Origin of the sequence: Fluviicola sp. (assembly GCF_029266855.1) — a bacterium.
Taxonomy (GTDB): Bacteria; Bacteroidota; Bacteroidia; order Flavobacteriales_D; family Crocinitomicaceae; genus Fluviicola.
In genome coordinates, this window is record NZ_JAQSWB010000003.1 from 49,628 (window position 1) to 63,992 (window position 14,365).

Annotated in this window: 11 protein-coding genes; 4 read left to right on the plus strand and 7 right to left on the minus strand. The window is 41.1% G+C overall.

Going from position 1 to position 14,365, the window contains the following annotated elements; translation table 11 throughout:
• Positions 1–76: 76 nt before the first annotated feature.
• Positions 77–1,117 carry a thiamine-phosphate kinase gene (gene thiL, locus K0S23_RS08815; protein ID WP_300356287.1) on the plus strand — a complete coding sequence of 347 codons (1,041 nt, stop codon included), beginning with the start codon at positions 77–79 and terminating at the stop codon, positions 1,115–1,117.
• A gap of 52 nt (positions 1,118–1,169) precedes the next feature.
• Here the strand turns inward: thiL and K0S23_RS08820 are convergent, their stop codons facing one another.
• The 5 genes from K0S23_RS08820 to K0S23_RS08840 form a co-directional block, all read right to left on the minus strand.
• Positions 1,170–1,433: a hypothetical protein gene (locus K0S23_RS08820; protein ID WP_300356288.1), complete on the minus strand. Its 264-nt coding sequence runs from the start codon at positions 1,431–1,433 to the stop codon at positions 1,170–1,172.
• A 35-nt stretch (positions 1,434–1,468) separates the two neighbouring features.
• Positions 1,469–4,384, minus strand: coding sequence for a two-component regulator propeller domain-containing protein (locus K0S23_RS08825; RefSeq protein ID WP_300356290.1), 2,916 nt, complete (start codon positions 4,382–4,384; stop codon positions 1,469–1,471).
• A complete protein-coding gene (locus K0S23_RS08830) occupies positions 4,381–5,166 on the minus strand; it encodes a response regulator (protein ID WP_300356292.1) in 786 nt (261 codons plus the stop codon). Before K0S23_RS08830 ends, K0S23_RS08825 begins: the two co-directional genes overlap by 4 nt.
• A 464-nt stretch (positions 5,167–5,630) precedes the next feature.
• The gene (locus tag K0S23_RS08835) at positions 5,631–6,380 is read right to left on the minus strand and encodes an alpha/beta hydrolase (RefSeq protein WP_300356294.1); all 750 of its coding nucleotides are present in this window, start codon (positions 6,378–6,380) and stop codon (positions 5,631–5,633) included.
• Positions 6,380–7,675, minus strand: coding sequence for an aminopeptidase P N-terminal domain-containing protein (locus K0S23_RS08840; RefSeq protein ID WP_300356296.1), 1,296 nt, complete (start codon positions 7,673–7,675; stop codon positions 6,380–6,382). Before K0S23_RS08840 ends, K0S23_RS08835 begins: the two co-directional genes overlap by 1 nt.
• A gap of 239 nt (positions 7,676–7,914) precedes the next feature.
• Between K0S23_RS08840 and K0S23_RS08845 the strand changes: the two genes are divergently transcribed.
• The 3 genes from K0S23_RS08845 (at position 7,915) to K0S23_RS08855 (ending at position 9,703) form a co-directional block, all read left to right on the plus strand.
• Positions 7,915–8,235 carry a hypothetical protein gene (locus K0S23_RS08845; RefSeq protein WP_300356298.1) on the plus strand — a complete coding sequence of 107 codons (321 nt, stop codon included), beginning with the start codon at positions 7,915–7,917 and terminating at the stop codon, positions 8,233–8,235.
• Between the two features lie 97 nt (positions 8,236–8,332).
• Positions 8,333–8,974 (plus strand): hypothetical protein, encoded by a 642-nt coding sequence (locus K0S23_RS08850; protein ID WP_300356300.1) that lies wholly within the window; start codon positions 8,333–8,335, stop codon positions 8,972–8,974.
• Positions 8,975–9,031: 57 nt separating this feature from the next.
• Entirely contained in the window at positions 9,032–9,703 is a 672-nt protein-coding gene (locus tag K0S23_RS08855) for a hypothetical protein (RefSeq protein ID WP_300356302.1), read from the plus strand.
• Here K0S23_RS08855 and rnhA read toward each other — a convergent pair.
• Both rnhA and K0S23_RS08865 read right to left on the minus strand, forming a co-directional pair.
• A complete protein-coding gene (rnhA, locus tag K0S23_RS08860; RefSeq protein WP_300356304.1) occupies positions 9,700–10,173 on the minus strand; it encodes a ribonuclease HI in 474 nt (157 codons plus the stop codon). The genes K0S23_RS08855 and rnhA overlap by 4 nt on opposite strands.
• A 413-nt stretch (positions 10,174–10,586) precedes the next feature.
• Entirely contained in the window at positions 10,587–14,303 is a 3,717-nt protein-coding gene (locus K0S23_RS08865) for a PKD domain-containing protein (RefSeq protein WP_300356306.1), read from the minus strand.
• Between the last annotated feature and the right edge of the window lie 62 nt (positions 14,304–14,365).

Here is a 14,365-nt window from a genome sequence, read left to right on the forward strand (position 1 = left end):
TAAATAACTTAGGGTTTTTACTTCCCGATACAGCTTCTTTTGAGTAAAGTGTATCTTTGTACCATATATTTAGCACATGTCGGAAGAAAAAAGAACGGATCTGGAATCCCTGGGAGAATTCGGAACCATTGAGTTATTGACTAAGAATTTTCTGATTACAAGAGAATCAACTGCTTTCGGGATCGGAGATGATGCAGCTGTACTGGAAAGAAATGAGGAGCAATTTACCTTGATTTCAACGGATATGCTGGTGGAAGGTGTTCATTTCAACCTGATGTATGTTCCTTTCAAGCATTTGGGATATAAGGCTGTTGCTGTAAATGTATCGGATATCGCTGCAATGAACGGAACTCCCGAACAAATTACTGTTTCGATAGCTGTTTCAAACAGGTTTCCCTTGGAAGCTTTGGAAGAATTATATGCCGGAATCCGTTTGGCCTGCCAGCATTATAAGGTGGATTTGATTGGTGGCGACACTACTTCATCCCGCTCAGGATTGGTTATATCGGTTACGGCCGTCGGTGTGGTAGATAAATCGAAGGTGGTTTACAGATCGGGGGCAGGAACCAATGACCTGTTGGTTGTTTCCGGAGATCTGGGTGCTGCTTATGTAGGTTTGCAGGTGCTTGAACGCGAAAAAAGTGTCTTCGAAAGCAATCCGGACATTCAGCCGGATCTCGACGGAAAAGATTACATTATTGAACGACAACTGAAACCTGAAGCTCGTGTAGATATCCTGAATTATTTGAAGGAATTGGAAGTAGTTCCAACATCCATGATCGATGTGTCGGATGGTTTGGCTTCTGAAGTACTGCATATCTGTAAAGCCAGCAATAAAGGGGTAATGATATACAATTCAAAACTTCCTATTGATTCCCTGACTTCGACTACAGCAATAGATTTTAATCTGGATCCTGTAACTTGCGTGTTGAACGGGGGAGAGGATTATGAGTTGTTATTCACGATTGCGCAAAGTGATTTCGATAAGATCAAGGGAAATCCGCATATGACGGTAATTGGTTATATGACGGATGCAAGCGAAGGAACTTATTTGGTGGATACCAATGAATCATTAATTCCCTTGCGTGCCCAGGGATGGAATCATTTTCAGAAATAGATAACGAATAAATAGAACAAAAAAAATCCCGATTCATTGAATCGGGATTTTTTTATTTATTGTCTTTCTGATCTTTCTTTCTTAATGGATCGGTAATATCTCCTCCGTTTGGATCCGGAGTATTCGGATCAACTGAAGAATCTGAACCTCCTCCTAAGGTGTTCGGATTTCCGCTGTTTGGATTCGGAGTATCTTGAGAAGAATTGCTTTTCAATTCCTGTGAAGAAGCCGGAGAAACAGTTCTCGGACGGATATCAGCTTTTTGACAAGCTGTAAACACGATTAATAATGATGCTATGAGTGTAATCTTTTTCATATTGTAAAACACATACAGAAACAAATATAAACTATTTAATCATTCATTTCCAAATTTTCATAAGGAATTTTGATTAAAACGCGTGTTCCCTTGATTGAACGGTCAGGATTCGTCATTTGAAAGGGACCGATCAGCTCGTAATCCTTGTTCCACATCTCACGAATCAGATCAATTCGCTTGGAAGTAATCTCCATTCCCTGCGATTTGTGATCGCCTTTGAATTTGGCTTTCTTGTTCAAACTGTAATCAATTCCGATTCCGTTATCGTCAATGCAAATTTCCAATTGATCTCCGAGCGCTTTGATCGTTACTAAAATTTCACCTTTTTTGGTTTCGTCGGGTAAAATTCCATGAATAATACTGTTTTCCACAAAAGGCTGAAGAAGCATGGCGGGAACAGTTACCTGTTCCAGGTCAATGTTCTGGTTGTCTATTCGGTACACAAACCGGTCTTTGAAACGCATTGCTTCCAGTGACAGGTACAATTCAAGGCGTTCGAGTTCCTGGTGAAGTGTCACCACATTATCGCCTTCCGAAGCACTGTCCAGGTTCTTCCGGATCAACTTGGCAAAACTGGTTAAATACCTGTTCGCAGATACGCGATCCTGGGTGTTGATGAAATATTGGATGGAATTCAGCGAGTTAAAAATGAAGTGCCTGTTCATACTTGCATTCAACGATTGTTGTTCCAATGCCAGCAAGCGCGACTTGTTCTCCAGGTTGATCTTATAGTTGCGATCTCTTTCGCGTTTGATTTGCAGCCTGAAATAATACCGGATTCCAAATGCAATAGCGATAAAAACAAGAATATAGAACCACCAGGTTCTCCAGAAAGGTGGTGTAATGGTAATTGCGAAGGAACTGATTTCTGAAATTTTCTTGGTTCCTGAAATAGCGCGGATATGCAGCGTGTAATTACCTGCATCCAGGTTCGAAAGAATAATGGTTGGGTTTAGGGTTGGTGGAGACCATTTGTCGGATTCACCATCAAGCCAGTATTGGAAAGTGACTGATTCCGGATCTTCCATTGAAATCCCGTCCAGGTCGATAATGAGGTTGTTTTTGGAATAATTGAGTTTTAATCCGCTGTAAATTTCAGAAGGATTGATCTCCCGGTAATTCACTAAAACACGTGCAATATTCAGTTTTGGAGGAAAATCCGAGAATACTTCACTTGAACCGATATGCAGTTTTGCAAGTCCGTCACTCGTGCCGAACCAAAAGTTCCCGTCTTCAAACAGCGAAGAGTTAATGTTGGATTCCAGGTTGATCAGTCCGTTATTGGTTCCGATATGTTTTATGAGGTCCTGTGAACCTTCATTGTTGTCAAATACATATAATCCGTCGTTGGTTCCTATGAAAATATTGCTTTCTACCCGGTGGATAAAATTGATGAAACGCGCACCGCTTTTTGAACTGTACGAAACATCTTTGTAATTGATGCCGTCAAAGATCACCAAGCCGTTTTCTGTTCCGATCCAGATCCTGTTTTCAACATCGATTTCTATGGAGGCGATACTTGCTTTAAAGTTCCGGAGAAGTTTTTGAGTGTTTTTGGAAAGATTTAATTCGTATAATCCTTTTGAGGTGGCAACAAGAATGTTTGAATAGTAAAATGCTATATCGCGGATGTTTCCGTTTTTACTCGGGTTGAATTTAAAATTGGAATAATGATGAAGCGTATTGTTTTCAATGTAGCCGATGCTTTCTTCGCTGGCTACAATCAGCCTGTTTCTGAATGGTTTAAGAACTCTGAATGTTTTTGTACGGCCTTTGAAATAGTAATTTATCGGCTCGGATTTGAAATCCCAGCTAAAAATCCCCATATCTGTAGCAAACCAGGCGAGTCCGTTGAAGTATTCGATATCCCAGATGGTGGTTGCCGGAATGGGAATTTTCTCACAAACTCCCTGGAGATTCATCTTAAATGCTCCCTTATCGTATGAACCGAACAAATATGTTCCGCTTTTTAGCTTGGTTCCGGACAAGATCAGATCGGAAGGCATCCCGGTCTTGGTGGAGTAAATTTGTAAGTTTTGATTTGCGAAGCGGATGAGTCCTTTTCCGTCACTTCCGAACCAAATATTTCCTTCTTTATCCTGGAAAGAACAATTGATCGTATTTACCGGGAGACCGTTTGTTTCGTTTAAATTGAGTTGCTTCATTTGAGAAGACAAACGGATAACGCCTTCCGGTGAAGAAAGCCAAAGCTGGTTGGATTTGTCGCTGTTGATCTTGCCGATATACAGATCCTCTGATTGAACCGGGATCGAATCGAACTTTTTGAAATTGAGATCTGATTTGAATAAGCCCTCAAAAGACGTTGAAATGAAAACGTGGGTCTTCGTTAAGGCAATTCCGGAAATACGACGATCTTTAAATGCTTCGACATGATTGAAATTGGTTAGGTCTTTGGTGAAATACAAACCGTCTCTGGTCCCGATGTATAATTTTCCGTTCACTACCTCAAGATCCCTGCACGTTGATGCATCTGCGTTTTTCAGGGTAACTTTTGAAATGTGATTGTTCGAAATAATATACAAGCCGCTTCCCTCGGTGGAGGCAATGATTTTCCCTTGGTATTGAATGAAATCGGTTACAATTACAGTTCGGTCATCATCCCCCAATGAATAGCTTTGTGCTCTGTTATTGGTAATTTGTGTAATTCCACCCTCGTGTCCGACCCAAATCGTTTTTTGAATGTGTTGCAGGCAGGAGATCCGGTTATTGAACAGTCCTTGTTCAAGCGGGAATGTCGTGAAGTTCTTCCCGTTAAATTTGGCCAGTCCACCCAATGTTCCTACCCAGAGATAACCGTCGTCGTCCTGGGTGATACATTGCACCTGCGACTGAGGCAGTCCCTGTCCGTTGGAATAGGTAATGAAAGAATAGTCCTGAGCCATTCCAAGGGTCGAAATGGCTGCGAAAACTATCAATGCGAATAATCTCATCCTTCTTTCAGCATTTTTACAAAATCAGTTACGCGATTTCTGGCAACCGGGATCCGCAATCCATTCTTCAGAACGGCGAAATGACCATCCTCGTTAATGTATTCGGCCAGGTTGTTGAGATTGATAATATGAGATTTATGGACCCTGAAAAACTTGGCTGGGTTCAGGATGTTTTCATAGATTTTTAATGTGCGGGTGTCGAGATAACGCGTGCCGTCATTGAAATAAATGGTCGTACAGTTTCCACTTGCTTCCAGGTGGGAAATGGTGTTGTCTTCCACTATTTTTAATCCTTTGGTATGACTGATCGCAATGCGGTTGTTCGGCTTGTTGCGAAGCAGCTGATCGGATAGGTTACGCAAACTTCTGAAGTAGGTCACATAATTTTCCGGGTCTTGCCCGAAAACATTATTGGCCTCAACGAGCTTCTCTACTGCAACACGCAAATCGTCAATGTCGATTGGTTTCAGCAGGTAGTAAACAGCACTCGCATTGAATGCGCGGATGGCATAATCCTTAAAAGCGGTTACGAAAACGACCAGGAAATTCTTTTCCTCAACTTCTTCCAGGAGTTCGAATCCTTCAGCACCACTAGGCATTCGGATGTCTAAGAAAACTACATCCGGCTTACTGGCTGTTATTAAAGCTTTGGCCTGATCTTTTCCGGAAGCTTCACCGATCACTTCAATCTCCGGACAGAAGTCGTCCAGCATCATTATTAAATTTTTGCGTGCGTATTCCTCATCATCAATGACTAAAGCGCGAAGTCTTTTCGGTTCCATAATGTAGTTTGTTATTTGTTCTTACCGAAATTTACGGGATTTAATAAACTGAGTGCTTGTTTTGAAACAGGACACACCCCGATTTTAACCGTTAAAAAATGCTGGTAAGGTTTATAATCAAAAGTTAATACCGTTAAAATTATTTATTTTTTGCTGAATATCCTTTAAAAAAAAGTTGTCTGCAAGAACCAAATGTTAATTAGTTGAAATTACGGAGATAGTTAACAATTAAATCTATCGAAGAGTATTTCATAGTTTAAGTACGGATAGAGCGACTTTACTCCCAGTATAAAGCATGGATACAGTATAGATACCCCACCTTGAGACGTAGCGACTGTAAAGTTTGCTACTGTCTCCTTTTACACTGCGAAACTTTAGTGCTGAAAGCCCTTACCGTAGCGTCAATGGAAGTAGTTTTACACATACGAAGTTCTCAGCAAAGAAGTAGATTTCTTCAGTGTCTCTTAAAAAACAGTATTCAGAATATGGATCACTTCTTCCCGGTTTTCTTCATGCGCCATGTGCCCCACATTCGGAAGGAGAATAGATGAGATTTTGTTCTGCTTGCAAAAGACATCCAAAAGACCAACCTGGATAAGTTTGTCATTTTCACCGCTGATCACCGTGAATTTCTCTGGGTTCTTCTCCATTAAATAGGCCAGGTCAAAACGGTTTTTCATGGCTAAAGATGCCCAGCCGATAGCTTTCGGGTCCATTTGTTCAGCAATTCGGATGTAATGTTCAATGGCATTTTGCATGCGTGCCGGGTCGTGAAATAAATTCGGAATAGCTTCCCGGATAAACACGGGAGCTTTGGTCAGGACCATGTTGGCTACCCGCTCACGGTCTCTTTTTTTATCTTCGGAATCACTCCATGGGTGGGAATGAAACAGGATCAGGTGTTCCAAGCCCGGAATGAGTTTCATTAATTCCAAACCAACATAACCACCCATTGAATGTCCCACGATCAAAGCATCTTTGAGCTTTTCCCGGACAATTATTTTTTCCACTTCTTTTGCCATAGACAAAATGGAAGGTGTTGCATTGAAATCGACCGGGCTTAAACCATGACCGGGTAGATCAACGCAAATAGCTTTCACAGGAAGGTGGGGAAGTAATTCATCCCACATGCTGTGATCTTCCATAAAACCGTGAAGAAAAACAACAGGATTTCCATTTCCGGAAATCCTGTAATTCAAAAGTTGTTCACTCATTATTTTTGATTCATCAATGTTTCTATTTCATCTGCCTCGATCGGGATGTTTCTCATCAGGTTGAACGGTTGCCCCGATGCCTGAATGACTAAATTGTCTTCGATACGGATTCCCAAACCTTCCTCCGGGATGTAAATCCCCGGCTCGCAGGTAAATACCATATTCGCCTCGATCGGAACATTCCACAAACCTACATCGTGGGTATCAAGTCCCAGGTAATGCGAGGTACCGTGCATGAAGTATTTCTTGTATGCCGGCCAGTTCGGATCCTGGTTTTTAATATCGGTTTGATCGAGAAGTTTTAAGCCCAGTAATTCGGATTCCATTAACCTGCCCACTTCTTTTTGATACTCGGCAAGCATGGTCCCCGGAATCAGCATTTTTTCCGCTTGGGTTTTTACGTTCAGAACAGCATTGTAAACTTCTTTTTGTCTTGGAGTAAAGCGTCCGTTTACAGGAATACTTCTCGACATATCAGATGAGTAATTGGCATATTCGGCACCTACGTCCAATAGAATTACATCGCCGTCCTGGCATTGCATGTTGTTTTCAATGTAGTGAAGAACACAGGCATTTTTCCCGGATGCTACGATCGGAGTATAAGCCCAGCCTTTTGATCTGTTCCGAAGAAACTCATGTGAAAATTCAGCTTCGATTTCGTATTCCCAGACACCTGGTTTTACGAAGCCGAGGATTCGGCGGAATCCCTTTTCTGTAATATTACAGGCTGTTTGCATCAGTTCCAATTCGATTTTTTCTTTAACAGAACGGATTTGATGCATGATCGGCGCACTTTTGTGAACCTGGTGTGCCGGGTAATCCTGTTTTACCTGGATAATGAAACGGTCTTCGCGCGTTTGAACCGTTGTGTCGGCACGCAGATGTTCATTGGTGTTCAGGTAAATTCCTTCCGCTTCTGCCATTAACTGTTTGAAGATCGTGGGAAATTGCTGCAGCCAGTAAACAGTTTTGATGCCCGCCGTTTCGAATGCCTGGTCTTTATTCAGTTTAGCACCTTCCCAAACTGCAATATGTTCGTTTGTTTCCTTTAAGAAAAGAACTTCCCTGTGTGCTTCGTTACTCGCATTGGGAAATAAAACCAGAATACTTTCTTCCTGGTCAACACCGGATAAGTAAAAGATGTCCCTGTGTTGTGTAAAAGGTAAGGTCCCGTCAGCACTTACCGGGTAAATATCATTCGAATTGAAAACAGCAAGCGTGTTTTTTACCATTTTTGCCGTAAATTTCTTACGGTTTTCAATAAAGAGATTTTTGTCTATTTGGAAATACTTCATGTTTCATTATGTAAGTTGTGGTGAAATTACAAAAATGCTTAGAGAAAATAATTCATAATTCATAATTCATAATTCATAATTCATAATTCATAATTCATAATTCATAATTCATAATTCATAATTCATAATTCATAATTCATAATTTTTTAAATGCCTTTGAATTTTTTTCGAACTGTTAGTAGATCGTAAGTAGTTTACGAACTACGGGGTGCAAATTTGTATCATCAAAGTCAAACAGTATGAAAACATTATTCGACAGCATCTTATTAAATCGTATTCAATTCGAAAGTTCATCAACAGAAGTTCAGTTGGATTGTTGTGTCTATGAAAACGGAAGTTCTTATGAAAGCCAGATTTTCATTAGTATGAGTGCATTTAATCAGCTGATGTGCGAATTGAGTGTAAGGGGAATTGACCTGGATATGGATGAGCATTTGGATACGATAGTGATCTCTGAAAATGAGATTATTTATTCAATGGATTTGACCGGCGAAACCGAGAAACCGGTTTTCTTGCCTTACTACTGTTTCCCTGAACAAAATAAGTTATTGAGAGCCTAGATGTGTGAGATTTTTAGAAATATCTTTGGCATAAGAAAAAAAGTTGTATTTTCGAATTGTGTTCGCTTAGAACATATTGGTTTGAAAAACATTATCTATGAAAAAAGTTATTGCGCTTTTTGCGTTTGGCTCGGTATTTTTAGCTGGTTGCCCGAAGCATGAAATTATTCCGGCACCGACACCAAAGGTGGAACTGGAGTCAAATTTTATTGGTATTATCAATGGAAGTCAGGTAGAGTTGACACAAAATGTTGACGGTTATTACCTCGATGCGACAAAGACCAAATATATCCTTCCATCACCAACTCCATCACAAGCTGCATATTATGCAAACATGAAATCATCTAATGGATTGGTTTCTATCAGAGTAGGATTGGGATCGATTGATTTTGACGGAAGTGCTTCCAGTGATCCGAGTGTGTCAGTATTTAACGCTTTCTTCAGCTCCAATACTACACCTGTGTATTCTGATCAGGCTGCTAACGGTTTTGAAGTGGTTTACCGCGATGGTTCTGGAAATATTTGGACTTCAGATGAAACACAAACTGGCCAGACGGTGAGTTTTACAGGAATTGTTCAGGAATCCGATGGTTCAGGAGATTACTCGAAATTCACATGTACGTTTAGTTGTAATGTGTATCGCGATACGCCGGATCTGAGTACTCCCGATCCGAATGATTTTATAACGCTTACACTACCAATCCAGAACGGAGTTTTGAAGGGTTGGTTTAAACGATAATAAATAATTTAAAGAAGCCATTTGTCAACCGATAAATGGCTTTTTAGTTGATTCCTTATGCAGCAACTGAAGATTGGGATTATTGGGGATTTTAATTTTACCTTCAATACGCATCATGCGACTAACATGGCTCTTGACCATGCCGGCCGTTTTTTGGAAGTGGAGTTGTCTTACTACTGGATTAAGATCAACGAGGTAATTAATATGAAACCACAGCAATTGTCAAACTACGACGGTTTTTGGTTTGCTCCGGGTCCTTATCTCAACTTATTTTATCTCAATGGTGTAATTGATCTTCTGCTTCAGCAGGAAGCTCCTGTTTTTATTACCGGAGAAGGATATAAAGCATTGATTGATGTTCTCATTCACAGGAATAATTTGAGTGCTAACGGAGAAAAACTGATCTCAGACAATCTCGTGGATGGTAATCATTTCGAACGCGTCTATGTAGTTCCTAATTCTTCTGCATTGATTCACTTATATGAAACGCGAAACCCGGAAGAATTAACGGCTACCCGCTACAGTTTGTATCCTCAGCTGATTGGAAGTCTTACGGAAACTGATCTGGATATTGAAGCATACAATCAATTTGAAGAGCCCGAAATTATAAGTCTCAAGAATCGCCGTTTCTTCCTCGCCTGTGGTTTTTGCCCGCAAATTAGCTCTACCAGGGAGCTTCCACATCCATTGGTCTATACCTTTGTGAAATCCTGTTTCCTGTCTAATTAATTTTCGTGCTGCTGAACTTCTTCGAAGTATTGATCAATTAAGAGGTTCCCGCCTAAAGCAGCCTGGACAGCCAATACATCACATCGTTCGTTTTCAGGGTGTCCATTGTGACCCTTTACCCATACAAATTCAATTTTGAATGATTTTGCAACGGAAAGATACCTGAGCCAAAGATCCTTGTTTTTTTTCTTGGCAAATCCTTTTGAATGCCAGTTATAGATCCAGCCTTTTTGGATGGAATCAATGACATATTTTGAGTCGGAATAAATTTTGACAGGAATTGCATTGGTTTTCAAGCTTTCTAAAGCACAAACCACCGCAAGCAGTTCCATTCTGTTATTGGTTGTCAGCCGGTATCCCTGAGAAATTTCTTTTAAGGATTGCTTGTATTTTAAAATGACTCCAAAACCTCCCGGACCCGGATTGCCTCTGGCTGAACCGTCTGTATATATTTGAATGTATTCTGACACTTCACAAAGTTATAAAAATCTCCCGTTTTAAAATTTCGGTTTTGAACCCCTTGCAAAAATTGATTTTTACCTAAATAGTTGTTAAAAATTCACCATGGTGGATTTTTTAGGATTCCAATAATAAGAACTGCTGAATAGGGATAAAATTCTTCTGAATGGGGTGTTTTAAGCGATAAAGCAGTGCTTTTTAATTCGGTAACAAGGGATTAACTTTCAAGATATGTTGGAAATGTTGAAAATTGCATTTTGAATTACGTAATTAATTGATCACTTTTGTAAACGAAAAGGAGCTGATATCTTCAGTTTCTGATTCAGTGAATAGTGGTTAGGTTAGGTTAACGAAAAGCGGTCAGCAATGACCGCTTTTTGTTTTTCACCCGATTCTACTCTAAAGAATCAACTATTAACTAAGTTTATCGGAATAATTCAACAAATCCGGATTTTTGGATTGAATTGTTGTCTTTCAGAATGCCGTTGAGCTTGTAGAAGTATACTCCTTCGCTGCACGGATCTCCTGCTTTTGTTTTTCCATCCCAGAAAATGGATCCTGTGACGTTTTTACCTTCGTGCACTACATTTCCCCATCGATTGAGAATAACGATGTCAAACGACTTAAAAATGTCGTATTTGAAAGAGAAGTATTCGTTCGTTCCATCTCCGTTTGGAGTAATGATGTTCGGCATTTCAAAATCTCCCACAACATTTATAACAGTTGTGTAAGTATCAAAACAGCCATTCGGATCTTCAATTGTAAGTGTCACTGTGTAGGATCCCGGAGTGTAATAATTGGTATAAACCGAAGATCCCGAATTGTTCGTTATCTGCGGGTTTGGATTCATATCCCATGTCCAGCTGGAAATACCATTTACACTAGATGACTGATCATCTAATTCAACCGTTGTACCTAAATCTATCGTTGTTGGGTTCACAACAAAATAAGCGTTCAATCCGATATCCGGAATGGTAATAGAATCCATCGGATAAACTACCTCACAATCATTGCTGTCGGTAACTGTTAAAGTCGGATAGTAGGTGGTAACATCCTGATACGTATGTGTGAAACTTGTCGAATCATTTATGCTTGTGCCGTCTCCGGGATTCCATACAATCGTTTCCAGGAAATTTGTAGCTCCGATGGTGAAATTAACGTCCTGACCGCAGCCATTCAGATCCTGTGTCCAGGAAGGATTTGCTACTGGTCCGAAAATGGTCAGATAATCAACGTATGTTGTATCTGATGTACAGCCGAATTCATCGGTGATTGATAGGGTTAAACTGTAAGTTCCGGGGAATACGTAAGTATTGTTTGGGTTTTCAAGAACGGAAGTTTTTCCGTCTCCGAAGATCCAGCTGTAGTTTGCAATGTTTCCGTAGGAAAGCGAAGAATCCGTCAAAGTAGCGAAAACCGGCGGACATAAATAATCTCCATTGGAATTTGTGGCAGCTCCGCTGAAAGAATACAGGGGAATTGCAACCGGTGTGGAGATCGTCAGTAAATCTGATAAAGTGTCCTTACAGCCGTTGGCGTCGGTAACGATCAGCACGTAGCCATGAGTAAAGTTCGAAGTGGAATTATTTAAACTTTCACTGTAGGAATGTGCATAATCTGTTCCGGTACTCACTTGGGAGCCGTCAACGATCCATTGATAGCTTAATGGGGCCAATCCGGAAGAAGCATTTACCGTGCTTACATTTTCCAGGTTACAAACAACAGAGTCTATTGTGAATAATGCTGTCGGTTTGGTAATTGAAACGGATGTGCTTGCCGGTGCGGAAACACAGCCGAATTGATCAGTAGCTACAATAGTGGCCGTAAATGTTCCTTCGGTATTGTACGTATGGTTTACAGTTGTTCCGACATTAGTAGTCGTTTGAGTTGTATTGTCATCATTAAAGGTAAAGAGAAAGGATGCTAAATTAACTCCATTGTTCTGCAAACTCGAACCATTACTGAAAGTGACCAGAAAAGGGGCGCAGCCCGCATTGTCGTTTGGTGTGATCTCGGCCAACGGAAGGGCTAATGCAATCATTGGGCTAAATGTGTCATCATCTGCACATCCCACACTATTCGTTGCGGTTAAAGTGATAGTATAAGTTCCGAAACTTGGATAAGCATAACTCGGATTTGGACCTGTAACGGTCTGACCGTTCCCCATATTCCAGGAATAAGTTCCGAAAGGATGGGAGGAAGTAGAGTTGTCTAAAAATGAAAAGGACGAATTCACGCAAACACTGTCGTTGGAAACGCCGGCAATATCTGCTGTGGTAGTAGAGATATGAATAGTTTGGGTAGTACTGTCCGAGCAGCCGGTCGTATAGTTGTAAATGACCTGCTTAATGGTATAAGTACCGTAAGCCGCATAATTATGGGAGGTAGTTCCCAGATCCGCATCATCAAAGACCGGATCGTCAAAAGTGGTATTCGCTCCGTCTCCCCAGCGCCAGATCATTAAACAATCATCCGGAATTTTTCCTATAATGGATTGATCATTCACAACAACATTTACCGGTAAACTGGCCGGATTACAATAAAGGGTCTGAGCCGGAGAAAACAAACTGATCGGTGCCTTGATATAAACAGCATCCTGGATCGTCAAAGTATCACTGCATCCTCTGAAAGTTACGATCAAAGTCACGTCAAAATAACCGGTATCCTGGGAATAGGAATAGTCGGGGTTTTCCAATTCTGAAGTACCCCCGTCTCCGAAATCCCAATGATAAGTTACCTCATCGGAAGTATGTGGTGTCAATACAACGGATTGATTGTGGAAATGAACGGTTCTTTTGGCACACTCAGGTGTTTCATCAAGGGTGAAATTAACGAGATCCACTTTCCCGACTTCAATATATGCCGGAATGGTCACGGTTCCCTGGCACCCGGTTTGGGTGGTGATGGTAAGTGTGACATCGTAAACTCCTAACGGATAAGTGTGTGGTGGTGGATTTTGTCCCACGAATGTTGTTCCGTCTCCAAATGTCCATAACCAGTTGGTGATAGGAATACTTGCCGATGAAGTATCGGTGAATGTTACTGTTAAAGGCTCACATCCCGCCGTATCTGTGCTTGTGAATCCTGCAACAGGAGGAGTAAGTGTAACGGCATTTAAGCTAACGGAGCCCGGACACCCGTTTGCTCCGGTCATGGTCAGCGTTACCGTATAAGATCCGTTGTTTTGATAAGTATGTAGAGGTGGATTTTGCCCGTTAAATGTTGTGCCGTCTCCGAAAGTCCACTGGAAATTTGTTCCTGCAGGGCTTGTGTTTGTGAAAGTGACACCCTGGGGTGCACAGCCAGTCGTTGGATTTGCAGTAAATGAGGGAACGGGAGTAGGCAAAATGGTTATTTGCTTGGTTGTGGATCCGGAACAACCCAAGCTTGTGTTTTGGGCCGTAAGGCTAATAGTATAGGTTCCGGGAGTAGAATAAACGACCGTATTATTTTGAGAACTTGAGTTGGCAGGTGAGCCTCCCGGGAAAGACCAGGTCCATGAATTTGAACCTACAGTAGAATTGTTTGTTATTGATACCGGAGTGTTTTGACAGGCAGTTACAGGTGCGCTTATTCCGGCTTGAAAATTAGAAATAACAATCGGCTTGATCATGGTATCCTTACAACCGAAACTGTTGGTTGCAATCAATGATACATTATAAGTTCCTGCAGTGGTATAATTGACAGCAGCAGGGTTTTGGAGGGCAGAGGTCTGGCTGTTTCCAAAGTTCCAGTTGTATGAAACGCCGCCCGTTGTGGTATTGCCGAAATTTACACTAACCGGAAGACTGCAGCCGTTTGCTGTAGTGGTGAAATTCGCTACAGGTTTCGGATTTACTTTAACATAGGCTGCCTTTAACTCGAAATCTGCCTGTCCGTTTGAAGCTTGAACCGTAAGCGTCACAGTGTAAGTCCCCGGAGCACTGTAAGTATGATCGGGATTTTGTGACGTAGAGGCATTTCCGTCCCCGAAATCCCAGGCATAGGATGTTATGGGTGAACTACCCGCTGTAGATTGATTGGTAAAATGAATACTTTGTTCCAGACAAACTATTAATGGCGATGCAGTGAATTGAGCAGTTGGGGGAGTTTGAGAAAATCCAAAAGAGGAAATTAACAAGCATAAGAGTAGTATACGCATCTTAGTTGAGTTTCAAGGTTCACAAATTGTGAGATTAACTATGCTTAACTGTTAATTTGTTA